Raw genomic sequence first — 23,381 nt, forward strand, 5'->3', positions numbered from 1 at the left:
CCGTAAGGCTTTCGGTGCTTTTCCTTATCCGTTCCGATATGCTCGTCCCGATGCCTCCGCTGAACACCGCGCCCGGCCTGGTGCCGCCTGAAATAGCCGACTGGTTCGACCGGAGGGGGTGGCGGATACGGCGCCACCAGCGCGAGATGCTGGAAGCGGCCGACCGAGGCGGACACGCCCTGCTGGTCGCCGACACGGGCGCCGGCAAGACGCTGTCCGGCTTCCTGCCCACGCTTGCCGCGTTCTGCCCGTCGAGACTGGCCGGGGGCGCTTTGCCTGAGGGTCTGCACACGCTCTACGTCTCGCCGCTAAAGGCTCTGGCGACGGACGTGCAGCGCAACCTGCTCGCACCCATCGAGGAGATGAAGCTGCCGATTCGCGTGGAGACACGCAGTGGGGATACGCCGTCCGACCGCAAGGCGCGGCAGCGGGCGCGGCCGCCTCACGTACTTCTGACCACGCCCGAGTCGCTGTCGCTGCTCCTCAGCTACCCTGAAGCGCCCGAGCTCTTCAGAGGGCTGAGACATGTCGTCATAGACGAGGTTCACGCCTTCGCCACGGGCAAGCGCGGCGATCTGCTCGCCCTGTCCTTGTCGCGCTTGCAGGCGATCAGCCCGACCCTGCAGCGCGCGGCGCTCTCCGCTACGCTTGCCGATCCGGACGAGTACCGAGGATGGCTCGCTCCGTGGGGGGAGATCGACAGCGTCGAACTGGTGGAGGGGGAGCCCGGCGCCGACCCGCAGGTGGAGATACTGCTCCCGCGCGAGGAACGCATTCCTTGGAGCGGGCACGCGGCGACATGGGCAATCCCGCAGCTGATCGAGCAGATCCGGGCGCATCGCACAACGTTGGTCTTCACCAACACCCGCTTCCTCGCCGAGTACATTTTCCAGCAGTTATGGGACGCGAACGAAGGAAACCTTCCGATCGGGATCCATCATGGTTCCCTTTCGCGGGAAGCGCGGCGGAAGGTCGAAGCGGCCATGGCCGACGGCAAACTCCGGGCTCTCGTCTGCACGGCGAGCCTCGATCTTGGCATCGACTGGGGCGATATCGACCTTGTGGTGCAGATGGGTGCCCCAAAGGGCTCTTCGCGCCTGCTGCAGAGGATCGGTCGCGCCAACCACCGGCTGGACCAGCCGAGCAAGGCGATCCTGGTGCCGGGCAACCGCTTCGAATTCCTGGAGGCGTTCGCCGCGCAGCAGGCCGTCCGCGAGGGGCAGCGGGACGGCGATCCCTTCAGGCCGGGGGGCCTGGACGTGCTGGCGCAGCATGTCATGGGAGCCGCTTGCGCCGGGCCGTTTCGGGAAGAGGCCTTGCTGGCCGAGGTCCGCTCCTCGCTGTCCTATGCCTGGGTGGACGAGGCGGTCTTCGCGCGCGTGCTCGAGTTCGTGGCGACCGGCGGATATGCGCTACGCTCCTACGACCGGTTTCGTCGCATCGTGCGTGAACGGGATGGGACTTGGCGGCTGGCGCATCCCGAACATGCGGCCCGCCATCGCCTGAACGCGGGCATCATCGTCGATGCCGAGATGCTCGACGTGCGGTTCCGCAACGGGCGGTCGCTTGGCCGGGTGGAGGAGGGTTTCGGCGCCAGCCTCGGTCCCGGCGACACGTTTCGCTTTGCGGGCATGGACCTTGAAGTCGAGGCGCTCAAGGATCTCGACCTCATCGTGCGGGCCGCGAACCGCTCGGCCACGATACCCAGCTACATGGGGCAACGCATGCCGATCTCAACGCACCTTGCCGATCGCGTGCGGGCCATGCTCTGCGATCAGGCGGGATGGGCGCGGTTTCCCGACGACGTGCGGGAGTGGCTGGAGGTTCAGGGCTGGCGCTCACACCTGCCGGCGCCCGGACGGTTGTTGGTGGAAAGCTTTCCGCACCAGGGCCTGTGCTACACGAGCTACTACACCTTCGAAGGCTGGAACGCGAATCAGTCGCTTGGCATGCTGATCACCCGCCGGATGGAAGATCGGGGGCTGGGGCCACTCGGATTCGTGGCCACGGACTACACTCTCATCGTATGGGGCCTGAAACCGGTGGGGGATCCAGCCTCGCTGCTCTCGCCGGACATCCTCACGCATGAATTCGTCGACTGGATCCAGCAGTCGTACCTGCTGCGCCGCGCCTTCCGGGAGGTGGCGGTGATATCGGGCCTCGTCGAGCGGCAGCAGCCGGGCAAGCGCAAGTCGGGGCGGCAGGTCACCTTCTCGACCGACCTCATCTACGACGTCCTGCGCAAATACGAGCCGGATCACCTTCTGATCCAGGCGGCCTGGGCCGATGCCCGCGCCCGCATGACCGACATCGGGCGAGTGGGCGACGTGCTCGATCGCGCGGCACGGGAAGTGGATCATGTCTGGCTGGACCGCATCAGCCCGCTAGCCGTTCCCGCGCTTTCGATGGTGGGCCGCGAGCGCCTGCCATCGGGCGCGGCCGACGATGACCTGCTGCTGGAGGCGGAGAGCCTGGCCTCGGTCGCGATGCGCGTGGATGCGCTGCCGGAAGATCGGGAACGCGGGGAAGACTGAGGCGCAAAGAAAAAGGGGCGGAAAGTTCCGCCCCTTTCAGGTGTCCTCTCGGACCAGTCTGCCAACTTCGGCTTACTTGCCGAAGGTCGCGAACTGTTCGTTGCCCACGAAGCCGAACTTCGTAACGGCGGAGCCCTTGATGACCTGGAGCACCTGCGCCGACAGCTCATAGCTGGCTTCCGGCTCAGGCTGGAACTGCAGTTCCGGCTCGGGGTTCATGCGGGTGGTCGCCTGCAGGGTCTGGATCAGCCTTGCCTGGTCGATCTGAGTGCCGTTCCACATGATCTTGCTGTCCTGAGTCAGCACGATCTTGTTCTTGACCGGATCGATCGGCGGAGGCGTGTCCGTCGGAGGGGTGGCTACGGGCAGATCGATATCGATCGAGTGCGTCGCAACCGGAATGGACATGATGAACATGATGAGGAGGCAGAGCATGACGTCGATCAACGGCGTCGTGTTCATCTCCATCATCGGCGAACCATCGTCCTTGCCGCCTGACATTGCCATGAGATGTTACTCCTGTTCCGCGCGTCAGCCGTTCGGGTCGATCGGGTTGGTGATGAAGCCAACCGTCGGGTAGCCCGAAATCTGGACGTTGTAGATCGCACCGGCCACGCAGCGCCAGGGCGCTTCGACGTCACCGCGGATGTGGACCTGCGGGATGAGATCCGGGTTCGTCATCAGAGCCTGCGGACCACCTTCGCGCTTCACGATTGCGTCAAGACGCTTGAAGGCCTGGTCGCGCAGTTCCTCGGAAGTCACCGGCGTCACATTGTTGATGTAGATGCGGCATTCACCGCCGCGGTTCGCACCCTGGAAGCCCGGCTCGCCGGCGCTCTTGCCGGAGGCATCCGTTGTCGAAACGGTGAGGAGCAGGTTTTCGACCTTGTCCTTCGATTCGACGGCTTCGATGACGGGGATGCGCAGCTTCTCGATCGTCTGGATCGCGACGGGAACCGCGATCAGGAAGATGATGAGCAGCACCAGCATGACGTCGACGAGCGGCGTCGTGTTGATGTCGGACATCGGTGTCTCTGCACCGCCTCCGCCCGTGGATATCGCCATAGTCTTATCCTAATCCTTGCGTTGCCTGGGGGCCGGCGACGGCCATTCGCATGCTTCCTGCCGTCGCCTTTACCTGACCCCGACGGGGGCGGACCGATCCGCTGAAAGAGCAGTAACCGATCCGCATTGGTCCCCGTGCTCTTACGGCTTGGCCGGAGCGGCAGCCGGCTTGGCCGGAGCCGGAGCAGCCTTCGCCGAAGCGATGGCGGGCTTCACGGCACCCTTCGAGTTGATGTTCGCGAGAACGTCGTTCGAGAAGCCGGTCAGCAGTTCGGCGATACGCTTGTTGCGAGCCTGCAGGTAGTTGTAGGCAAGCACGGCCGGAACGGCGACGAGCAGACCCAGCGCGGTCATGATGAGAGCTTCACCGACCGGACCGGCGACCTTGTCGATCGAAGCCGAACCCGCGAGACCGATGGCGATCAGAGCGCGGTAGATGCCGACGACGGTACCGAACAGACCGATGAACGGCGAGGTCGCACCGACGGTGGCGAGGAACGGCAGGCCCGAAGCAAGGCGTGCGTTGATGGTCTGCTCCGAGCGAGCGAGCGACCCGTGCAGCCAGTCGTGGGCCTCGAGCGAGTCCGTCATCTTGGCGTGCTGGTCTTCAGCGGCGAGGCCGTCTTCGACGAGCTGACGCCATGCGCTGTTCTTCTCGAGCTTGGCAGCGCCTTCGCGCAGGGTAGGGGCGCGCCAGAAGTTGGTGCGGATGGCGTTGAACTGGCGCAGGATCTTCGACTGTTCGAACCACTTGGTGAACAGAATGTAGAACGAACCGAACGACATGATGCCCAGGATGATGACGGTCGCGTAAGCGATGAAACCGCCCTGTTCGAGTGCTTCCTTGAAGCCGAACTTGTTCTGCGGCGCGGCTTCGCCGGCAGCGGCAAGGATGTCAACGATAAGCATGCGAGTTACCTCTCAAGAAGAATGCAGGTTGTGGTCGGGAGCCGCTGTCGGGGCCGACCCCTTGGAGATTAGTTGAGCTTGTAGACGATCGCGGTCGAGTACGAGGACGAAACCGGGTTCCCGCCGTCGTCCAGGGCGGGGTCGAAGCGCGCATAGCGCTGCATACCGTCGCACGCTGCCTCGTCCAGATCGGGGCTGCCGCTCGAGCTCGACACCGAGCACGCGCTGACCCTTCCGTCCGCACCCACGGTGACGCGAACGCCGACGCGGCCTTCACGTTCTTCGCGAGCGGCGCGGGTCGGGTAGTTCGCCTGGATGCGACCTGCCCAGCTCGCCTGGCCCTTCGGCTTGACGCCACGAGCCTTGGACGGTCCCGGCGGCGGTGCCGGCGGCGGCGGCGGGGGAGCCGCGGTCTGGATAACCACCGGCGGCGCCGGCGGCGGGGTGATCACGGTTTGCACCGGCGGCGGGGCCGGGGCGATATTGATCGGCGGCGGCGGCGCCACGATGGGCGGCGGCGGCGTATCGGGCTGTTCCGGCGGAGGCGGCGGTGGCTCTTCCTCCTTCGGTTTCTCTTCCTTGATATCCACGGTGGTCACCTTGTTGATGACCTTCTTCGCCGCCTCATAGGCCAAGCCGGTGACGAGCGCATAGCCGACGAAGACATGGATCAAGGCGACAATGACAAGAGCGGTAACCTTGCTACCGCTCATCTGCTGGTCAGCGTAAGCCATTCAGACGCATCACTCCATTACCAAGCCCCGGACAGAGGTGCCTGAAACACATGCCCAAGGGCGCCCATGGTTTCCCACCCGGAAGGGGGACCCCATGACGAAACTCCAAATTACCCACCCTGACGGCTAACAGTCTACCTGTCCGTGAACAACAAGAAACGGGAGGCGAACCGAGGGGTTTTTGTTATTTTCACCCCAAATTTGTCGGGGTCTTAACCCTGAAGCCGACCCCGCGCAACGCCTTATCAGCCTGCGCGGAGTTAACGCGCGATTCATGCCCCCTCGGGAGAATTTGATCCAGTGCCTTTTTGAAATGGCTTCACCAAGCGGTTATACCCGCGCCCTTTACCACGGAGATCACCGGTCATGTCATTGAAACTGCGCCCACTTGCCGCAGCCTTCGCAGGTGCCTGCCTGATGCTGGCGCCGCTTGCGGCGAGCGGTCAGGCCACCCCGGGGACGACGAACGAACTGGCTTATGCCGATATTGCGGGGCTTGCCGAATCGGCCGGTCTGGTCGTGCGGGCGCAGGTCGCTTCGACGACGCGCATCGAGGACCAGCGGGCGCCCGGGCTTACGCCGGGCCATGGCCGGTTCTATGTAGAGGCGCAGACCCGGACGCTCCTGATGGGCCGCAGCCCGCTTGGCGAGTCCATCCGCTACCTGGTCGATCTTCCGCTGGACGCCAAAGGGAAGGCGCCCAAGCTCAAGAAGGAGGATGTGCTGCTTTTCGCGCGTGCCGTGCCGGGGAGGCCGGGAGAGCTGCAGCTTGTCCGCCCCAGGGCGCAACTCCTGTGGACGCCCGCGCGCGAGGCGCGGCTGCGCTCCGTGCTTGAGGCGCTCGTCGCGCCGGACGCGCCCGCCAGGATCACCGGTGTGCGTGAACTCCTCTTCGTGCCGGGAACGCTGGCGGGACAGGGAGAGACGCAGATCTTCCTGAAGACGCACGACAACTCCGCCGCATCCATCACCGTCAGCCATGAGCAGGGGCAGCCCCCCGTCTGGGGCGCGTCGTTTTCCGAACTGGTTGCGGCGGTGGGGCGGCCGCCCGCACCCGAAACGCTGGAATGGTACCGGCTCGCGTGCTTCCTTCCTCGCAATCCTCCCGCTGACGTGACTCAGTCCGGCACCTTCGCGGAACGGCAGCAGGCGCTCTCCGACTATCGTCTGGTCGTGGCGCAGCTCGCGCCCTGCATGCGCAATTTGAAATAAACAGCCACGCATCGAAGCCTGGGCAGGCCGGTTCTTGCTGGAAATTACGATCCGCCTGCCTTAGTGGCCGCTCCGAACAAGGAGCTAGCATGGCCGAACCGCTGAATATCGCGCTTGCCGGACTGGGTACAGTCGGCACTGGCGTCGTCCGTCTCATCGAGACCAATGCGGAGCTGATCGCCCGCCGCGCCCGCCGGCCGATCCGCATCGCTGCGGTCAGCGCGCGGGACCGTTCGAAGGATCGCGGGGTCGACCTTTCCGCCTACGACTGGGTCGATGATACGGCGGCGCTGGCCTCTCGCGGGGATGTGGACGTCGTCGTGGAGATGGTGGGCGGTTCCGATGGTCCGGCGCTGGCATTGGCGCGCAACACCATCGCCGGCGGCAAGAGCCTGGTGACCGCGAACAAGGCGATGATCGCGCATCACGGGCTGGAGCTTGCCTCCGCAGCCGAGGCGATGGGTGTGGCCTTGAAGTTCGAAGCCGCGGTGGCGGGCGGTATCCCGGTCATCAAGGGCCTGAGCGAAGGGGCGGCGGCCAATGCCATCGATCGGGTCTACGGCATTCTCAACGGCACCTGCAATTACATCCTCTCCACCATGGAGGACACAGGGGCTGACTTCGCGGACGTTCTCGCCGAGGCGCAGCGCCTGGGCTATGCGGAAGCCGATCCCACCTTCGATATCGAAGGCATCGACGCGGCACACAAGCTGTCCATCCTCGCGGCCATAGCGTTCGGATCGGAGCTGCGCTTCGATGCGGTCGAGACGATGGGCATCAGCCGGGTCAAGGCGGCCGATATCGAGCAGGCACGGTCGCTCGGCTACGTCATCCGTCTGCTCGGCATGGCCGGGGTGGACATGACCTGCGGATCTCCGCGCCTTTTCCAGCGCGTCCGCCCGCACCTCGTTCCCTTCGACCATCCGCTCGCCCATGTCGACGGCGCGACCAACGCCGTCGTGGCCGAGGGCAACTTCATGGGACGCCTGCTGTTCCAGGGTGCGGGCGCAGGCGACGGGCCGACCGCAAGCGCGGTCGTGGCGGACATCATCGACATCGCGCGCGGGGAAAAGAGCGCGGCGTTCTCGATGCCGGCGCGTGAACTGGAAGTCATGGAGCCGGCAGAGACCGGCCACCGTGTCGGCAGCTCGTACATCCGCTTCACCGTGCCCGACCGCCCGGGCGTGCTGGCCGATATCACCGCTGCCATGCGTGATGCGGGCGTATCGATCGAAAGCCTGATCCAGAAGGGCGATCCCGACCAGGATGGCGAAGTGATCCTTGCCGTTGTCACGCACCCCGGGCCGGAAAGTGCGGTGACCGAGGCCATGCGGATCCTCGACGGCTCCGAAAGCCTGGCCGCGCAGCCGCTGGTCATGCAAATAATCGGCGCCTGAGGCAGGCTCCTCCGGACGGCGGCCCGCCGCACGATCAGCGGGCGCGAAGCTCTCCTTTCGCGATCCGGTCCGCGTCGGAGCCGGCAGGTGCCTCAGGTATCGTCGACAGGTCGATGATGTAAGGCTGCTCTGGCGGACATGGCGGGATCACGCAAAGGCCGGCCATTGTCGGCTTGCCCTTGAAGATGCCGTTGCCGGAAACGTCCGGTGTGCGCAGGCGCCCGTCGTCGGCCCCGGCACCGGTGGGATCGTCATCGCTTGTGGAGGGGACCCTGTACGTGTCCGTTTCAGGCGCGCAGACCACGATCTCACCCTGCCGGACAGTGCGCAGGCAGGCGTTGCGCGAAGTATCGCGCGTAATTCGTCCGCCGGTCCCCAGCATCTTTTCAGCGATTGCCCGGTCGCTTTCCGAAGCGGGCGGGGCTTGTTGAGCAATCGCCGGGACGGGGGCCGCTATTGCGAGTGCGAAAAGGTATATCCAGCTTCTCGACAATTCAAAATCCTCTGTCTAAGCGGTTAAAACCCTTCCTCCCTGGATTAATCCGGAGTGAACATGCCCGAAAACAATACCCCTGCAAGTCACGTACTCGATCGCGTCCTGGTTCTTGAGATGGTGCGCGTCACCGAAGCCGCCGCCATCGCCGCGTCCAATCTCATCGGCCGCGGCGACGAGAAGGCAGCCGATCATGCCGCAGTCGAAGCGATGCGCAAGGCCTTTGATGGCCTCTACATCGACGGCACCGTCGTGATCGGCGAGGGTGAGCGGGACGAAGCGCCGATGCTCTTCATCGGTGAGAAGGTCGGCGGTGCTCCTGGAAAGGGCCCGAAGATCGACATCGCTCTCGATCCGCTGGAAGGCACGACGATCACGGCGAAAGCCGGACCCAACTCCCTGGCGGTGCTCGCCGCCGCGGAGGAAGGCGGGCTCCTGAATGCGCCCGACGTCTACATGGACAAGATCGCGGTTGGCCCGGGTTATCCGGACGGCATCATCGACCTCAACAAGACGCCTACGCAGAACGTCGAGGCGGTAGCGGCCGCCAAGGGCGTGAAGCCCTCGGACATCAACGTCTGTGTGCTGGACCGTCCGCGCCATGAGGCACTCATCGCTGAACTGCGTTCGCTGGGTTGCGGCGTGGTACTGATCGGTGACGGCGACGTCGCGGGTGTCATCGCCGTCACGGACGAGGACACGACGATCGATCTCTACATGGGATCGGGCGGCGCTCCCGAAGGCGTGCTTGCCGCCGCTGCGCTGCGCTGCGTGGGTGGACAGTTCAACGGCCGCCTGCTCTTCCGCAACGACGACGAACGCGCCCGTGCGCACAAGTGGGGCATCACCGACCTCGACAAGGTCTACAAGCTCGAAGATCTCGCCAAGGGCGACTGCATCTTCGCGGCGACCGGCGTCACGAGCGGTTCGCTGCTGGATGGCGTGAAGCGCCGCAAGGGCGGCGTCATGACGACGGAAAGCGTCGTCATGCGCGCAAGCTCGGGCACCGTCCGCTGGATCAAGGGCGAACACCGCATCTGATCGGCGGCTCCCCGAAGGATCCGAAAAGGCCGGTTTCGACGATGTCGAGGCCGGCCTTTTTCGTTGGGGGCGTGGGTCTCGACCAGCGAAAAGAGGGCCCGCTCTCTTGCATTCCCGGCTCTCCAGGCTACAGGGCCGGTCCCAACGACAGACCGCCAGGAAACGTCACGGGGATTCGCCAAAATGAAGATCATGTCCGGCAACAGCAACCTGCCGCTCGCGCGTGCGATCGCAGCGTATCTCGAACTGCCGCTGACCGACGCCAGCGTCCGCCGCTTCGCTGACGAGGAGATCTTCGTCGAAATTCACGAGAACGTGCGTGGCGAGGACGTCTTCGTCGTTCAGCCGACGAGCTATCCCGCGAACGACAACCTGATGGAACTGCTGATCTGCATCGACGCGCTGCGTCGCGCCTCGGCCAAGCGCATCACGGCGGTAGTTCCCTACTTCGGCTATGCCCGGCAGGACCGCAAGCCCGGCCCGCGCACGCCGATCTCGGCCAAGCTGGTCTCCAACCTGATCACAGAGGCAGGTGCCGACCGCGTTCTTTCGGTCGACCTGCACGCGGGACAGATCCAGGGCTTCTTCGATATCCCGACCGACAACCTGTTTGCCGCGCCGGTCATGGCGGCGGACATCCAGGCGCGATACGGCGACCAGTCGCTGATGGTGGTATCGCCCGACGTCGGCGGCGTGGTGCGCGCCCGCGCTCTTGCGAAGCGCCTCGACAACGCGCCGCTGTCGATCGTCGACAAGCGTCGCGACCGTCCGGGCCAGTCCGAGGTTATGAACATCATCGGCGACGTGAAGGGCCGCGCCTGCATTCTGATCGACGATATCATCGATTCGGGCGGAACCCTGTGCAATGCGGCGCAGGCCCTGATGGATGCCGGCGCCGTCAGCGTGACGGCCTACATCACGCACGGCGTCCTCTCGGGTGCTGCGGTGAGCCGCGTGACGAGTTCGGCTCTCAAGGAACTGGTCATCACCGATTCGATCCAGGCAACCGAGGCCGCCAAGGCTTCCGACAAGATCCGCATCCTCACCATTGCCCCGCTGGTCGGCGAAGCGATCCGCCGCATCGCCGACGAAAGCTCGGTGTCGAGCCTGTTCGACTGAGGCCGTGAACCGGCTATTCCCAAGGGCGGATTCCGCCCGGGGTCAGCCGGTTCAGCATTTCCAGACGCCGCGCCTGCCGCGCTTCGAGCGACAGCGTGAGGATGGGCTGGGGCCGTGCTATGAACTGTCGCGGCGATATACCGAACAAGTTCGTGAATTCGTGTATCAGGTGGCTCTCGTCGTAATAGCGAAGAGCCATCTCCTCGCCTTCGGCCGCGTCGGCGACGCCGCGCAGGTAGCTGGCCATGTCAAGCGCCCGTGCCCGGCGCAGCACCTGTTTGGGCGGCATCCCGAAGTCGCGGCTGATCACGCGTTCGAGCTTGCGGCGATCCACCCCGCAGCCCGCCGCCGCCTCCTTGATCGACAGACCCGGATTGCTGAAGCTGATCGCTTCGAAGGCGGCGGTGACGGGATCGGGCCGGCCGCCACCCCGGTCCTTCACCTGGCGGCGGGTGACTTCCTCTATTCCCTGAAGCCATTGCTCCGGCGGGGCGGCGGGATCGATCGCCGCGACGAAGTCGGCGGAGGGCGCATTCAGGACGTCCGTGGGGACCACCCGGTCGACGTAGTCGCCGACGTGCGGGAGCTTCAGCGCCGTGCCGGTGCCCGGCCGGAGCGCGAACCCTACGCTGACGAAGCTGCCGCTGACCGTCACCGGCATATGACGGGAGTTCGGTCCGAAGTAGAAGGCGCCGTTCCTGAGGAGGGCCGGGCCATCGGCGGTGTGTACCGTCCACTCTCCGCTCAGGAAAATGCGCACCGTGGCCGCTTCGTTGAGCAGACCGCACGAAAGCACATGGCCGTCCGGCATGGACATGCTCGACACGTGGAAGCGCGCCAGCCACGGAACCAGGTCGGCGGCCGGGCTGCGGTTGTAGGACATGGGCTGCCCATCCCGTGTCTTGCCCTCGCGCGATTTGACCATCGGATCGACCGCAGGGCGAAATTTACGCTGCATATTAACCCTGAATTAATGCCCCTTATTGCCGATACGCCGGGCTCAGAAGGTCGGCAATGGACGAAAATCCGGATGTGTTAACAAATGTCAGGATGATCGGGGTTGCAGGCCCGGCTGTCGCAAGGAACTTGACCGCTTCGCGCGCCACAGGGCAGAGCGAGACGATGAAGATCGAACAGGATATCGCCCTCGCACTGCGCCTTGCCGACGCGGCGGGTGACGCGATTCGCCCGCATTTTCGTTCCGGCATTTCCGCCGATAGGAAGATGGATGCCTCGCCGGTGACCGTTGCGGATCGTGCGGCGGAGGAAGCCATGCGCCGCATCCTCAAAGCCGAGGCCGGTCGCGATACGATCATCGGTGAGGAGTTCGGCACCGAAGAGGGGTCGTCCAACCGCACCTGGGTTCTTGATCCCATCGATGGCACGGTATCCTTCATCGCCGGGCGACCGATCTTCGGCACCCTGATCGCACTGCTCGTGGACGGCTGGCCGGTTCTGGGAATCATAGACCAGCCCATTCTGAAGGAGCGGTGGGTCGGAGCGAGCGGGCGTGCGACGACCTTCAACGGACGGGAGGTGCGTACCCGCCCCTGCCGCACCTTGTCCGATGCCATGCTCGCGACCACCGGCCCGCAGTATTTCGACGACCATCAGGGCGACCATTTCATGACGCTTGCGGCCAAAACGGACCACAAGCGCATGATGATGGGGGGGGACTGCTACAATTACGGCCTTCTCGCCAGCGGTCACCTTGACCTCATCTGCGAGGCCGGGCTCAAGCTCCACGACTGGGCGGCGCTGGTGCCGATCGTCGAAGGGGCGGGCGGCACCATGTGCGACTGGAACGGGGAGCCGCTTAACGCCGGTTCGACCGGAGAGGTCCTGGCGATGGGAGATCCGGCTCGTCTCGAAGATGTGATCGAGGCTATGGCCTGCCATCACCACGACTGACTTGCGCCTCTTTCTCTACGGCACGCTTCAGCCCGATGCAGCCACGCCGATGGCGGCATGGATCGGGGCGCGGCTGGCTCTTGCGGAACCCGCGTATGCGGCGGGGCGCCTCCATGGTATCGCGCACGACGGCGGCTGGTTTCCTGCCCTCGTGCGGGGGCAGGGCCGGGTCTCCGGGCGGCTGTGCGACCTCGCTTTGAGTGCCGGAGACCAGGCGCGGCTCGACCGCTACGAGGGTCGGGAGTACCGGCGGGAAACCGTGCGGGTACGAACGGCGGCCGGACGGCTGGTTGCCGCGCAGGCTTATCTATGGCGAGGCGCACCGCCGAGGGGAGCCTTGCGTATCCCATGCGGGGACTTTCTCGACTGGTTGAGGCGGCACCGCCTGCCGGTCTTTTCGCAGACTGCTTGCCTTCGGGCGTAACTGCCCCTAAGGGCGCGTCCTTCAATCGACACGGTCGAGTCTGCCTTTCGGGAGATTCGCGGGTCGGCCTGGCGAAAAGGGCTGCCATGGCCGGCGGGACGTGTCCCGACCAAGGAGACGAAAATGCCCAAGCTGAAGACCAAGAGCGGCGTGAAGAAGCGCTTCAAGCTCACCGCGACCGGCAAGGTGAAGCACGGCGTTGCCGGCAAGCGCCACCGCCTCATGAGCCACAACGGCAAGTACATCCGCCAGAACCGCGGCACGGAAGTCATTTCTGACGCCGATGCCAAGGTGATCAAGAAGTGGGCGCCCTACGGGCTCAACTGAGGAGTACTGACCGATGAGCCGTATTAAGAGGGGTGTCACCACCCGCGCCAAGCACAAGCGTATTCTGGAACAGGCCAAGGGTTTCCGTGGCCGTCGCAAGAACACGATCCGCGTTGCCCGTCAGGCCGTCGAAAAGGCCGGCCAGTACGCGTACCGTGACCGCAAGATCAAGAAGCGGACCTTCCGCGCCCTGTGGATCCAGCGCATCAACGCGGCAGTCCGCGCTGAAGGCCTGACCTACTCGCAGTTCATCCACGGCGTGAAGCTCGCCGGGATCGAACTGGACCGCAAGGCGATGGCGGACCTCGCCATGAACGAAGGCGGCGTGTTCAGCGCTGTCATCGCTCAGGCCAAGGCGGCGCTGCCGGCGGAGTAATCCGCGGCTGCGAAGCGGACGCTTCACAAGCGATTTCGAGAGGGGCGTGGAGCGGTTGCTTCCACGCCCCTTTTGCGTTCAGAGCAGAAAGCTCCACGTGGAACGCTCGCCTCCGGCAGGGGGCTCATAGATTGCGGTCGACGGCCCTTCTGCCTAAGGAGCGCCAGCACGACCAACTCAAACCATCAGGCAGGCAGACGACCAGTGGACTACGCAGCAACCGGCCAGGAGGCGCTATCCCGCATCGCGGGCGCCGATGATCTCGATACGCTGGAAGCCCTGCGCGTCGAATTTCTCGGCAAGCAAGGCTCGATTTCGGGTCTTCTCAAGACGCTGGGCAAGCTCGATCCGGAAGAGCGCAAGGTGGAAGGACCCAAGATCCACGCCCTGCGCGAAAGCGTGACCGAGGCATTGGCCAGCCGCAAGGACGTGCTGGAAACGGCCGCGCTGGACGCGCGCCTTGCCTCGGAAACGATCGACCTTTCGCTCCCGGCTCCTCCCGCTCCTCGCGGGGTGGTGCACCCGATCTCGCAAGTGATGGACGAATTGGCGGAAGTCTTCGCCGACCTCGGCTTTGCCGTGGCGACCGGGCCGGAAATCGAGGACGACTGGCACAACTTCACCGCGCTCAACATGCCGGAAAGCCATCCGGCGCGCGCGATGCACGACACCTTCTACTTCCCTGACAGGAACGACGCCGGCCGAGAGATGCTGCTGCGCACGCACACCTCGCCGGTTCAGGTCCGCACGATGCTGAGCCAGGGCGCACCGCTGCGCATCGTTGCGCCGGGCCGCGTCTACCGCTCGGATAGCGACGCGACGCACACGCCGATGTTCCATCAGATCGAAGGGCTGGTCATCGACAAGGGCATTCACCTGGGCCACCTGAAGTGGACGCTCGAGGCCTTCCTCAAGGCGTTCTTCGAGCGGGACGACATCGTTCTGCGCCTGCGTCCGAGCTACTTCCCCTTCACCGAGCCTTCGGTCGAGGTCGATGTCGGCTACGCCAATCAGGGCGGCCGCCGCGTGGTCGGCGGATCGGGCGACGCACCGGGCCACGCCTGGATGGAAGTCCTGGGTTCCGGCATGGTCAATCGCCACGTCATCGCGGCGGGTGGCATCGACCCGGACGAATGGCAGGGTTTCGCCTTCGGCATCGGCGTCGATCGCCTCGCCATGCTGAAGTACGGCATGGACGATCTGCGCGCCTTCTTCGACGGCGACGTGCGCTGGCTCTCCCACTACGGTTTCTCCGCCCTCGACGTGCCGACCCTTTCGGGCGGCGTCGGCACGCCGGCTTGAGCGGGAAGGATATTACACGATGAAATTTTCGCTTTCCTGGCTGAAGCAGTACCTGGACACGGACGCGACGATCGAGGAGATCGCAGCCAAGCTCAACGCCATCGGGCTTGAAGTCGAAGGCATCGAGGATCCGGCCGAGAAGCTCGCCGGTTTCCGGGTGGCCAAGGTGCTGACGGCCGCCCGGCATCCGGACGCGGACAAGCTGCAGGTCCTCACCGTGGATACCGGCGAAGGAGCCCCGCTGCAGGTTGTCTGCGGCGCCCCCAACGCGCGGGCGGGCCTTGTCGGCGTCCTGGGCCTTCCGGGCGCGACCGTGCCCGCCAATGGCCTCGTCCTCAAGAAGTCGGCCATTCGCGGCGTCGAATCCAATGGCATGATGTGCTCCACCCGCGAACTGGAACTGGGTGAAGATCACGATGGCATCATCGAACTTCCCGAAGACGCGCCTATCGGCACGTCCTTCGCGGAGTACCACGGCGCCGATCCGGTCATCGACGTCGCGATCACGCCAAACCGTCCCGACTGCATGGGCGTCTACGGCATCGCACGCGATCTGGCTGCGGCCGGCGTCGGGACGCTGAAGCCGATCGAGGCATTGGATATCCCCGGCAGCTTCCCGTGCCCGGTCGAGATCCGCATCGAGGACACCGAAGGGTGCCCCGCCTTCTATGGCCGCGTCATCAAGGGCGTGAAGAACGGGCCGTCTCCGCAGTGGCTCCAGGATCGACTGAAGGCAGCAGGCCAGCGTCCGATCTCGGCGCTGGTGGATGCCACCAATTACATCATGCTCGCCTACGGGCGCCCGGCTCACGCCTACGATCTTGCCAAGCTGAACGGCGCGGTCGTCGCACGCCGCGCGGCTGAGGGCGAGACGGTCGTGGCGCTGAACGAGAAGACCTACACGCTCGATGCCGAGATGACCGTGATCGCGGATCAGTCCGGCGTACACGACATCGCGGGCATCATGGGCGGGGAGCACTCGGGCTGCGGAGACGCGACCGCCGACATTCTCCTTGAGATCGCGTACTTCGACCCCGAGCGTATCGCGAAGACGGGTCGCAAGCTGAACCTGACGTCCGATGCGCGGGGCCGGTTCGAACGGGGCATCGACCCCAACTTCCTCGAAGCCGGTCTCGCTCACCTCACGAAGCTCATCCAGCACCTCTGCGGTGGCGAGGCGTCCGAGATCGTTCGCGCCGGTGCCGCGCCGGGCACGCCGAAGATCGTCAACTTCACGCCTTCGCTGGTGGAGAAGCTCGGCGGTGTGAAGGTCGCACCGGCCGAACAGAAGCGCATCCTGGAGAGCCTCGGCTTCGCGGTCGTGGGCGAGGAGGCGGAGTGGGATCAGAGCTGGGCCGTTACAGTTCCGGGCTGGCGTCCCGACATCGACGGCGGCCCGGATATCGTGGAGGAGGTGGTACGCATCCACGGCCTCGACAAGGTAGCCAGCGTGCCGCTGCCGCGCGCCGATGGTGTCGCCAAGCCGACCGCCACGCCTGCCCAGACGCTGGAGCGGCGCGTGCGGCGGGCAGCGGCGGCCCGCGGGATGCAGGAAGCGGTCACCTGGTCGTTCCTGCCGGAACCCGCAGCGCAGGCCTTTGCCGAGGGGCCGCTCTGGGTTCTTGCCAATCCCATCAGCGAGGACATGAAGGCCATGCGCCCCTCGCTGCTGCCGGGCCTGCTGATGGCGGCGAAGCGCAACCTCGATCGCGGTGCGGCATCGCTGCGCCTCTTCGAACTCGGTCGCCGCTACCTTCGCGGTGCCGCCGGCATCAGCGACGAACGCCTCACGGTAAGCCTTGTGCTCGCGGGCGAGAAGGCCCCGCGCGGCTGGGCGACCGGGAAGGCGACGGCGTTCGACGCCTACGACGCAAAGGCTGAAGTCCTCGCCCTGCTGGCGGAAGCCGGCGCGCCGGTGGAGAAGCTTCAGGTGATGGGTGAGGCGGGTCCGCAGTTTCACCCGGGCCAGTCGGCTACGCTGCGTCTCGGCCCCAAGACAGTGCTCGCCCGCTTCGGCATGCTGCACCCCAAGGTTGCGAAGCAGTTCGACGTGGACGGTCCGGTTGCGCTGGCGGAAGTGTTCCTCGACGCCATTCCGGCGCGCAAGGGCGCAGCCAGCTTCGCGCGCGTCTCCTATGCGCCTCCGCCGTTGCAGGCGGTGACGCGGGACTATGCCTTCCTCGTGCCCGCGCACTTGCCCTCCGGCGACCTGGTCCGCGTGGTCCAGGGCGCGGACAAGGCGAACATCGTCGCGGTTCGCCTGTTTGATGATTTCCGCGGGCAGGGCGTTCCTGAAGGCCAGAAGTCCCTCGCGCTGGAGGTCACCCTTCAGCCGCTCGAGAAGAGCTACAAGGACGATGACCTGAAGGCGATCAGCGAGAAGGTAACGACCGCTGCCGCAAAGCTGGGTGCGGTCCTGCGCGGGTAACGGACAAGGGAGATCGCCGGTGACTGACGGGAATTTCGTAACCATCACCTCCGGCGATCTCACCGCCCGGATCAACCCGATCGGGGCGGAGCTGTGGTCGCTCACGGACAGGCTCGGCCGTGAGTACATGACGGATGCGGACCCGGCGTTCTGGACCGGGCACGCGCCCTTGCTGTTCCCGATCGTTGGCGCAGTGAACAACAATCGCTACCGTCTGGACGGGCGAGAGTACGTGCTGCCCAAGCATGGCTTCGCACGGCATTCCTCCTTTGCGGTCGTGGAGGCCGACCTAGGCCACGCCATGTTCCGGCTGACGGATACGGAGGAGACGCGTGCGGTTTACCCGTTTGCCTTTGCGCTGGAGATGCTCTTGCGGATCGAAGGCTCCAGCCTGTGCATGGAAGCCCGCATCACGAACACGGGGCTTGAGCCGATGCCCTTCAGCTTCGGTTTTCACCCGGCCTTCGCCTGGCCGCTTCCCGGAGGCGCCGCGAAGGGCGACCATGCCATCGCGTTCGACTGTCCCGAGCCTCAACCGATCCGCCGTCTGGATCGGGCAACAGGTCTGGTTCTCCCGGAACCTCTCGCCACTCCGGTCGAAGGCCACCTGCTGCAGCCGGACGAAGCGCACTTCAAGGACGACGCCCTCATCTGGGATCGCCTTTCCAGCCGCAGCCTGACATTCGGCGCTCCCGGATCAAGCCAGCTCGCGATCGCCTTCCCCGACACGCCGATGCTGGGCATCTGGCAGAAGCCGGGCGCGGCCTACCTGTGCATAGAGCCGTGGCAGGGCATGGCGGACCCTCTTGGCTTCGCCGAGGATTTCCGCGAAAAGCCCGGCATCGTCATCCTGCCGCCGTCCGAGGTGCGCAGCTTTCGCATGGACGTTAAAGTCCTGCCCGCCGATTGAAGGAGCCCGCCATGAAAACCGTTCTCGTAACCGGCGCCACGTCCGGCATCGGCGAAGCCTGCGCTCGTGCTTTCGTGAAGGCGGGCTGGCGCGTCGTCGGCACCGGCCGCCGGGCTGACAGGCTTGCCGCCCTTGGTGCGGAGTTGAGAGGCGACCGCTTCCATGCCGCCGTCTTCGATGTTCGCGACGAGGCGGCGCGTGACGCGGCGCTTGATGCTCTGCCGGCGGAATTCTCAGCGATCGACTGTTTGGTCAACAACGCCGGACTGGCGCGCGGTGCGGCCCCCGCGCAGCAGTCCGAACTGGCGGACTGGAAGACGATGATCGACACCAACGTCACTGCGCTGGCTTCGATCACGCACCGGCTTCTGCCTGGCCTGATAGAGCGCAAGGGAGCGATCGTGATGCTGTCGTCCGTGGCGGCGACGTATCCTTACACGGGCGGCAACGTGTACGGCGGCACCAAGGCTTTCGTGCGCCAGCTGGCCCTTGGCCTGCGATCCGACCTGTCCGGCACCGGCGTGCGGGTCACCTCGATCGAGCCCGGCATGGTGGAAACGGAATTCACCGTCGTGCGCAACGGCGGCGATCAGGACGCATCGGACCGGCTTTACGCGGGCGTAAACCCGATGACCGGCGATGACATCGCTGAAACCGTGCTCTGGGTCGCTTCGCTGCCGCCTCACATCAACATCAACACGCTGGAACTGATGCCGGTCAATCAGTCTTTCGCGGGCTTCCAGGTCGCGCGCGAAGGCTGACCCGGCTTGCCGAAAGGGGCAGACGTCGGACTTTCCTTCTGCCCGCCGGCAAACTAAAGCGCGCGGATGACAACCTCTGCCCACCCGTCCCGGCGCACTTTCGCGATCATTTCCCACCCTGACGCCGGTAAGACCACGCTGACGGAGAAGCTGCTGCTTCAGGGCGGTGCGATTCATCTTGCCGGCCAGGTAAAGGCACGCGGGGCGGCGCGGCGCGCGCGTTCGGACTGGATGAAGATCGAGCAGCAGCGCGGCATCTCGGTGACCAGCTCGGTCATGACGTTCGAGCGCGACGGTATCACCTTCAACCTGCTCGACACGCCGGGCCACGAGGATTTCTCGGAGGACACCTACCGGACCCTGACGGCCGTCGATTCGGCGATCATGGTGATCGACGCGGCGAAGGGCATCGAGCCCCAGACCCGCAAACTGTTCGAAGTGTGCCGTCTCCGCTCGGTGCCGATCATCACCTTCATCAACAAGGTCGACCGCGAAGGCCGCGCCTGCTTCGACCTCCTGGACGAAGTGGCCGACATGCTGGCGCTCGACGTGTGCCCGATGTCCTGGCCGGTCGGTATGGGTGGCCAGTTCGAGGGTATCCTCGACATCGCCTCCGGCCGCATCAGCCGGCCGGAAGGCCCCTCGAAGGAGTTCCTCGGCAAGGTGGAGGAGGGCGCAACCCTGCCCGAAGCGGTGGCGGAAGAATTGGAGCTGGCCCAGGCAGGCTATCCCGAGTTCGACGTCGAGGCGTATCGCGGCGGGGACCTGACGCCGGTCTACTTCGGCTCGGCACTCAAGAATTTCGGCATTGCTGAGCTGATCGACGCCATCGCGCGTTATGCGCCCCCGCCCCGCCCGCAGCCGTCCGATCAGGGCCCGATTGAGCCTTCGAACAAGGAAGTCACCGGCTTCATCTTCAAGGTGCAGGCGAACATGGATCCCATGCACCGGGACCGCATCGCCTTCATGCGGCTGGTGTCCGGCACGTTCAGGCGCGGCATGAAGCTTACGCCGTCCGGGCTGGGCAAACCGATCGCCGTTCATTCGCCGATCCTCTTCTTCGCGCAGGATCGCGAGATCGCGGATAACGCGGAGCCGGGCGATATCATCGGTATTCCCAATCATGGCACGTTGCGCGTGGGTGACACGCTGTCGGAGCGCAACGACGTGCGCTTCGTTGGCCTGCCGAACTTCGCGCCGGAAATCCTGCGCCGCGTGGCGCTGAAGGACCCGACCAAGACCAAGCAGCTCAGGAAGGCGCTGGACGACCTGTCAGAAGAAGGCGTGATCCAGGTGTTCTATCCGGAGATCGGATCGCAGTGGATCGTCGGCGTCGTGGGTCAGCTTCAGCTCGACGTGCTCATCAGCCGCCTCGAAGCCGAGTACAAGGTGGAAGCCGTGCTCGAGGGATCGCCGTTCGACACCGCCCGCTGGCTCAAGGGCGATGATAAGGCACTGCGTGACTTTGCGGAGTTCAACAAGATGAACCTGGCAAGGGACCGGGACGGAGATCCGGTGTTCATGGCACGTTCGGCATGGGACGTCAGCTATCAGCAGGAGCGCAACCCGGACCTGACCTTCAGCGCCACAAAGGAGCGCTGAGGGATCGCCAGACGCTCTCACGGAACCTGACGGCTCCCCAGGTGCTTGTCACTCAAGGCCAAATCAGCGGAACCATGCATTGCTCCTCAAGTTCGCCAGTTACAACATCCACAAGGCCGTCGGGCTGGACCGGCGTCGGGATCCCGAACGTATCCTTACAGTGCTGAAGGAGATCGACGCCGACGTCGTGGCCTTGCAGGAAGTGGACCGGCGCTACGGTCGCCGTATGGCGGTGCTGCCGCTGGACGCGATCCACGGGGCGACAGACTACGAGCCGGTTCCGATGTCGATGAAGCCGGACAGTCTGGGATGGCATGGCAACGCCATCCTCGTGCGCAGGGGCATCGACCTGGTGGAAGCCTCGCCGGTGCCCCTGCCGGTGCTCGAACCGCGCGGTGCCGTTCGCGCCGACCTGGTGGTGGAAGGCCGGCGGCTGCGCATCGTCGGCATGCATCTTGATCTGTCGGGGCTTCGCAGGCGCCTCCAGATCCGTTCCATCCTCTCCCATTGCGAGCATTGCGAAGCGCGCGTGCCCACAGTCATCATGGGCGACCTCAACGAGTGGGCGCAGCGCGGCGGCTCGCTCCGGGAGTTCGGCGGCCAGTGGCGTGTCCTTGCGCCGGGCCGCAGCTTCCCGTCGCGCCGCCCGCTTGCCATGCTGGACAGGATCGTCGTCTCACCCGACTGGGCGGTGGAGGACACGCACGTCCATCACAGTCCGCTGGCGGCCGTCGGCTCAGACCATCTTCCAGTCGTCGCCGCGCTCAGCCTGCCTAAAAATTAGGCAACTGCCTCTAGAACAGGCGGCTTTGATCGCCTGACGAAGGCTTTTTGCAGCCAAGGCTGCACCTGGCTTCGCCAGTTCCTCCTCTATGCCCATTTGGCACGGTGCTTGCTTAATCCTGATTAGCCGGCGCTGGGGCCGGTGGCTAACAGGGGATCGGCATGAAGTTCATCATCGCCATCATCAAGCCCTTCAAGCTGGACGAAGTGCGGGAGGCGCTGGGGGCCATCGGCGTCGCCGGCATGACCGTCTCGGAAGTAAAGGGCTTCGGTCGCCAGAAGGGGCAGACCGAAATCTACCGCGGAGCCGAGTACTCGACCAACATGCTGCCAAAGGTGAAGATCGAGGTTGCAGCACCTGACGATCTTGCGCCCAAGATCGTGGAAACGATCCAGCAGGTCGCAAGCACAGAGGCCATCGGTGATGGCAAGATCTTCGTCCTGGACCTCGCTTCCGCCGTGCGCATCCGCACCGGCGAGGCAGGCGATACCGCGCTCTGAGGGGGGCTTTCATGATGAACCGCAAGTTTTTCGGCGGCATTGCAGCGACGCTTTCGTCGCTCGCCGCCTCCACCGCAGCCTGGGCGCAGGGCGCTGCCGCGCCGGTGCCCGAACCGGGCAACAACGCCTGGATGATGGTTTCCACGCTGCTCGTGCTGATGATGATCCTGCCGGGGCTGGCACTGTTCTACGGCGGCCTCACCCGCTCCAAGAACATGCTCTCGACGATGACTCAGATCGGCGGCGTCACCGCGCTGGCCATGCTGATGTGGGTGATGGTGGGCTATGGCCTCGCTTTTGGCCCTGAAGGCAACCAGTTCATCAGCTGGGGCAAGTTCTTCCTCGCCGGTGTTACGCCGGACGCGACTGCCGCCACCTTCACGGACGGCGTCGTCATTTCGGAACTGATTTTCGTCTGCTTCCAGATGACCTTCTCCGCGATCACAATCGCACTGGTCCTCGGCTCGGTGGTCGAGCGCATGAAGTTCTCAGCCGTGATGACCTTTGCCGTCGTCTGGCTTCTGATCGTCTACTACCCGATCGCGCACATGGTCTGGGAAGCGCGCGGGGTGTTCTTCGTGATGGGCGCCCTGGACTTCGCCGGCGGCACCGTAGTTCACATCAACGCCGGCGTCTCGGCGCTCGTCGCGGCCCTGATCCTCGGCAAGCGCAAAGGCTACCCGGCCGAGCCGATGGCTCCGCACTCGCTTACGCTGACGTTCGTGGGCACCGGTCTCCTGTGGGTGGGCTGGTTCGGTTTCAACGCCGGTTCGGCGCTGGAAGCGAATGGTTCGGCGGCGCTGGCCATGATCAACACCTTTACCGCAACCGCTTCGGCTGCTCTGTTCTGGATGCTTGCCGAGAAGTTTTCGGGCCACAAGGGTTCGGCGCTGGGTTACTGCTCGGGCATCATTGCCGGCCTTGTTGCCGTCACTCCCGCAGCCGGCAACTCGGGCCCCTTCGGTGCGATCGTCCTTGGCGCTGTGGCTTCGATCGTCTGCTTCATCTTCGTTTCCAAGGTGAAGCCCGCCCTTGGCTATGACGACTCGCTCGACGCCTTCGGCATCCATGGTGTCGGCGGCATCGTCGGCGCCATCGGCACCGGCATTGTCTATGCTCCTTCGCTGGGCGGACCCGGGGGCGCAGACTTCTCGATCGGCTCTCAGGTCGGAACCCAGATCGCCGCCGTCGTTGCCACCATCGTCCTCTCGGTCGTCGGCACGGTCATCGCGATGTTCATCGCCAAGGCAGTGACGGGTCTTCGTGTCAGCCCCGAAGTGGAGGCAGACGGCCTCGACATCGGCGAGCACGGGGAGCGCGCTTACAACTAAGTTTCTCCAGTTTGGCGGCGGCGGGTACTTCCTCCTCTCCTCCCACCCGTCGTCGCCAACCGATGTTCCTCCTGCGAACACAACCTTGATGGCCGGGGCCAAGCGCTCCGGCCCTTTTTTGTGCGTCGGTCCCGGCGGGCGCGTAGGCGGAGAGCGGAGGAGGGCGGGCCGGCAGGTCAGCGCGACGCGCGACGAAGCGCCCGGGAAAGAGCACTCCGGCC

Annotated in this window: 23 protein-coding genes; 17 read left to right on the forward strand and 6 right to left on the reverse strand. The window is 65.1% G+C overall.

The window, feature by feature from the left end; all coding sequences use genetic code 11:
- Window positions 1-38 precede the first annotated feature (38 nt).
- Complete coding sequence (locus tag QOL62_RS09605) at window positions 39-2,534, forward strand: ligase-associated DNA damage response DEXH box helicase (RefSeq protein ID WP_283406072.1); 2,496 nt, start codon at window positions 39-41, stop codon at window positions 2,532-2,534.
- A 72-nt stretch (window positions 2,535-2,606) separates the two neighbouring features.
- On the opposite strand, the gene QOL62_RS09610 is transcribed toward QOL62_RS09605, so the two are convergent.
- The 4 genes from QOL62_RS09610 to QOL62_RS09625 form a co-directional block, all read right to left on the reverse strand.
- The gene (locus tag QOL62_RS09610; RefSeq protein WP_103727953.1) at window positions 2,607-3,041 is read right to left on the reverse strand and encodes an ExbD/TolR family protein; all 435 of its coding nucleotides are present in this window, start codon (window positions 3,039-3,041) and stop codon (window positions 2,607-2,609) included.
- Window positions 3,042-3,065: 24 nt separating this feature from the next.
- Complete coding sequence (locus QOL62_RS09615) at window positions 3,066-3,599, reverse strand: ExbD/TolR family protein (protein ID WP_199183758.1); 534 nt, start codon at window positions 3,597-3,599, stop codon at window positions 3,066-3,068.
- Between the two features lie 141 nt (window positions 3,600-3,740).
- Window positions 3,741-4,508: a MotA/TolQ/ExbB proton channel family protein gene (locus QOL62_RS09620; protein WP_283406073.1), complete on the reverse strand. Its 768-nt coding sequence runs from the start codon at window positions 4,506-4,508 to the stop codon at window positions 3,741-3,743.
- Between the two features lie 68 nt (window positions 4,509-4,576).
- The gene (locus QOL62_RS09625; protein ID WP_103727956.1) at window positions 4,577-5,242 is read right to left on the reverse strand and encodes an energy transducer TonB; all 666 of its coding nucleotides are present in this window, start codon (window positions 5,240-5,242) and stop codon (window positions 4,577-4,579) included.
- 366 nt (window positions 5,243-5,608) lie between these two features.
- On the opposite strand from QOL62_RS09625, the gene QOL62_RS09630 reads away from it, so the two are divergent.
- Both QOL62_RS09630 and QOL62_RS09635 read left to right on the forward strand, forming a co-directional pair.
- Complete coding sequence (locus QOL62_RS09630; RefSeq protein WP_103727957.1) at window positions 5,609-6,454, forward strand: hypothetical protein; 846 nt, start codon at window positions 5,609-5,611, stop codon at window positions 6,452-6,454.
- An 89-nt stretch (window positions 6,455-6,543) separates the two neighbouring features.
- Window positions 6,544-7,851 carry a homoserine dehydrogenase gene (locus tag QOL62_RS09635; RefSeq protein ID WP_283406074.1) on the forward strand — a complete coding sequence of 436 codons (1,308 nt, stop codon included), beginning with the start codon at window positions 6,544-6,546 and terminating at the stop codon, window positions 7,849-7,851.
- 34 nt (window positions 7,852-7,885) lie between these two features.
- Here the strand turns inward: QOL62_RS09635 and QOL62_RS09640 are convergent, their stop codons facing one another.
- Window positions 7,886-8,233 (reverse strand): hypothetical protein, encoded by a 348-nt coding sequence (locus QOL62_RS09640; RefSeq protein ID WP_103727959.1) that lies wholly within the window; start codon window positions 8,231-8,233, stop codon window positions 7,886-7,888.
- A gap of 171 nt (window positions 8,234-8,404) precedes the next feature.
- Here QOL62_RS09640 and glpX point away from each other — a divergent pair, with 171 nt between their 5' ends.
- Together glpX and QOL62_RS09650 are read left to right on the forward strand one after the other, a co-directional pair.
- Window positions 8,405-9,385 (forward strand): class II fructose-bisphosphatase, encoded by a 981-nt coding sequence (glpX, locus tag QOL62_RS09645; RefSeq protein ID WP_103727960.1) that lies wholly within the window; start codon window positions 8,405-8,407, stop codon window positions 9,383-9,385.
- 183 nt (window positions 9,386-9,568) lie between these two features.
- Entirely contained in the window at window positions 9,569-10,504 is a 936-nt protein-coding gene (locus tag QOL62_RS09650) for a ribose-phosphate pyrophosphokinase (RefSeq protein ID WP_103727961.1), read from the forward strand.
- Window positions 10,505-10,517: 13 nt separating this feature from the next.
- Here QOL62_RS09650 and QOL62_RS09655 read toward each other — a convergent pair whose 3' ends face one another.
- Window positions 10,518-11,462, reverse strand: a complete 945-nt coding sequence (locus tag QOL62_RS09655; RefSeq protein WP_283406075.1) for a helix-turn-helix domain-containing protein — start codon at window positions 11,460-11,462, stop codon at window positions 10,518-10,520.
- 164 nt (window positions 11,463-11,626) lie between these two features.
- Here QOL62_RS09655 and QOL62_RS09660 point away from each other — a divergent pair, with 164 nt between their 5' ends.
- From QOL62_RS09660 to QOL62_RS09715, 12 genes are all read left to right on the forward strand, one after another.
- Window positions 11,627-12,415: an inositol monophosphatase family protein gene (locus QOL62_RS09660; protein ID WP_283406243.1), complete on the forward strand. Its 789-nt coding sequence runs from the start codon at window positions 11,627-11,629 to the stop codon at window positions 12,413-12,415.
- 1 nt (window position 12,416) lies between these two features.
- Window positions 12,417-12,839 (forward strand): gamma-glutamylcyclotransferase family protein, encoded by a 423-nt coding sequence (locus QOL62_RS09665; protein WP_283406076.1) that lies wholly within the window; start codon window positions 12,417-12,419, stop codon window positions 12,837-12,839.
- Window positions 12,840-12,962: 123 nt separating this feature from the next.
- Window positions 12,963-13,166: a 50S ribosomal protein L35 gene (rpmI, locus tag QOL62_RS09670; RefSeq protein WP_008829613.1), complete on the forward strand. Its 204-nt coding sequence runs from the start codon at window positions 12,963-12,965 to the stop codon at window positions 13,164-13,166.
- A 13-nt stretch (window positions 13,167-13,179) separates the two neighbouring features.
- On the forward strand, window positions 13,180-13,542 hold the full coding sequence (gene rplT, locus QOL62_RS09675) for a 50S ribosomal protein L20 (RefSeq protein ID WP_103727964.1): 363 nt from the start codon (window positions 13,180-13,182) through the stop codon (window positions 13,540-13,542).
- A 204-nt stretch (window positions 13,543-13,746) separates the two neighbouring features.
- Window positions 13,747-14,844 carry a phenylalanine--tRNA ligase subunit alpha gene (gene pheS, locus QOL62_RS09680; protein ID WP_283406077.1) on the forward strand — a complete coding sequence of 366 codons (1,098 nt, stop codon included), beginning with the start codon at window positions 13,747-13,749 and terminating at the stop codon, window positions 14,842-14,844.
- A gap of 19 nt (window positions 14,845-14,863) precedes the next feature.
- Entirely contained in the window at window positions 14,864-17,272 is a 2,409-nt protein-coding gene (gene pheT, locus QOL62_RS09685; RefSeq protein ID WP_283406078.1) for a phenylalanine--tRNA ligase subunit beta, read from the forward strand.
- A gap of 19 nt (window positions 17,273-17,291) precedes the next feature.
- Complete coding sequence (locus QOL62_RS09690) at window positions 17,292-18,182, forward strand: aldose 1-epimerase family protein (protein ID WP_283406079.1); 891 nt, start codon at window positions 17,292-17,294, stop codon at window positions 18,180-18,182.
- Window positions 18,183-18,193: 11 nt separating this feature from the next.
- Entirely contained in the window at window positions 18,194-18,943 is a 750-nt protein-coding gene (locus QOL62_RS09695; protein WP_283406080.1) for an SDR family NAD(P)-dependent oxidoreductase, read from the forward strand.
- Between the two features lie 66 nt (window positions 18,944-19,009).
- Window positions 19,010-20,545: a peptide chain release factor 3 gene (locus QOL62_RS09700; protein ID WP_283406081.1), complete on the forward strand. Its 1,536-nt coding sequence runs from the start codon at window positions 19,010-19,012 to the stop codon at window positions 20,543-20,545.
- A gap of 79 nt (window positions 20,546-20,624) precedes the next feature.
- Window positions 20,625-21,329, forward strand: coding sequence for an endonuclease/exonuclease/phosphatase family protein (locus tag QOL62_RS09705; RefSeq protein ID WP_103727970.1), 705 nt, complete (start codon window positions 20,625-20,627; stop codon window positions 21,327-21,329).
- 161 nt (window positions 21,330-21,490) lie between these two features.
- Window positions 21,491-21,829: a P-II family nitrogen regulator gene (locus QOL62_RS09710; RefSeq protein ID WP_007687500.1), complete on the forward strand. Its 339-nt coding sequence runs from the start codon at window positions 21,491-21,493 to the stop codon at window positions 21,827-21,829.
- A 14-nt stretch (window positions 21,830-21,843) separates the two neighbouring features.
- Window positions 21,844-23,160, forward strand: coding sequence for an ammonium transporter (locus QOL62_RS09715; protein WP_283406244.1), 1,317 nt, complete (start codon window positions 21,844-21,846; stop codon window positions 23,158-23,160).
- The last annotated feature ends 221 nt before the right edge of the window (window positions 23,161-23,381 follow it).

The organism is Novosphingobium panipatense (assembly GCF_900182875.1).
GTDB lineage: Bacteria > Pseudomonadota > Alphaproteobacteria > Sphingomonadales > Sphingomonadaceae > Novosphingobium > Novosphingobium panipatense.

Excerpts from the sequence above, each read along its gene's own strand:
- QOL62_RS09620 (WP_283406073.1), bottom strand. The coding sequence starts at position 4,508 with ATGCTTATCGTTGACATCCTTGCCGCTGCCGGCGAAGCCGCGCCGCAG.
- QOL62_RS09610 (WP_103727953.1), bottom strand. The coding sequence starts at position 3,041 with ATGGCAATGTCAGGCGGCAAGGACGATGGTTCGCCGATGATGGAGATG.
- QOL62_RS09635 (WP_283406074.1), top strand. The coding sequence starts at position 6,544 with ATGGCCGAACCGCTGAATATCGCGCTTGCCGGACTGGGTACAGTCGGC.
- QOL62_RS09655 (WP_283406075.1), bottom strand. The coding sequence starts at position 11,462 with ATGCAGCGTAAATTTCGCCCTGCGGTCGATCCGATGGTCAAATCGCGC.
- QOL62_RS09630 (WP_103727957.1), top strand. The coding sequence starts at position 5,609 with ATGTCATTGAAACTGCGCCCACTTGCCGCAGCCTTCGCAGGTGCCTGC.
- QOL62_RS09715 (WP_283406244.1), top strand. The coding sequence starts at position 21,844 with ATGAACCGCAAGTTTTTCGGCGGCATTGCAGCGACGCTTTCGTCGCTC.
- rpmI (WP_008829613.1), top strand. The coding sequence starts at position 12,963 with ATGCCCAAGCTGAAGACCAAGAGCGGCGTGAAGAAGCGCTTCAAGCTC.
- glpX (WP_103727960.1), top strand. The coding sequence starts at position 8,405 with ATGCCCGAAAACAATACCCCTGCAAGTCACGTACTCGATCGCGTCCTG.
- pheT (WP_283406078.1), top strand. The coding sequence starts at position 14,864 with ATGAAATTTTCGCTTTCCTGGCTGAAGCAGTACCTGGACACGGACGCG.
- QOL62_RS09660 (WP_283406243.1), top strand. The coding sequence starts at position 11,627 with ATGAAGATCGAACAGGATATCGCCCTCGCACTGCGCCTTGCCGACGCG.
- rplT (WP_103727964.1), top strand. The coding sequence starts at position 13,180 with ATGAGCCGTATTAAGAGGGGTGTCACCACCCGCGCCAAGCACAAGCGT.
- QOL62_RS09695 (WP_283406080.1), top strand. The coding sequence starts at position 18,194 with ATGAAAACCGTTCTCGTAACCGGCGCCACGTCCGGCATCGGCGAAGCC.
- QOL62_RS09700 (WP_283406081.1), top strand. The coding sequence starts at position 19,010 with ATGACAACCTCTGCCCACCCGTCCCGGCGCACTTTCGCGATCATTTCC.
- QOL62_RS09650 (WP_103727961.1), top strand. The coding sequence starts at position 9,569 with ATGAAGATCATGTCCGGCAACAGCAACCTGCCGCTCGCGCGTGCGATC.
- QOL62_RS09615 (WP_199183758.1), bottom strand. The coding sequence starts at position 3,599 with ATGGCGATATCCACGGGCGGAGGCGGTGCAGAGACACCGATGTCCGAC.
- QOL62_RS09710 (WP_007687500.1), top strand. The coding sequence starts at position 21,491 with ATGAAGTTCATCATCGCCATCATCAAGCCCTTCAAGCTGGACGAAGTG.
- QOL62_RS09640 (WP_103727959.1), bottom strand. The coding sequence starts at position 8,233 with ATGCTGGGGACCGGCGGACGAATTACGCGCGATACTTCGCGCAACGCC.
- QOL62_RS09605 (WP_283406072.1), top strand. The coding sequence starts at position 39 with ATGCTCGTCCCGATGCCTCCGCTGAACACCGCGCCCGGCCTGGTGCCG.
- QOL62_RS09625 (WP_103727956.1), bottom strand. The coding sequence starts at position 5,242 with ATGGCTTACGCTGACCAGCAGATGAGCGGTAGCAAGGTTACCGCTCTT.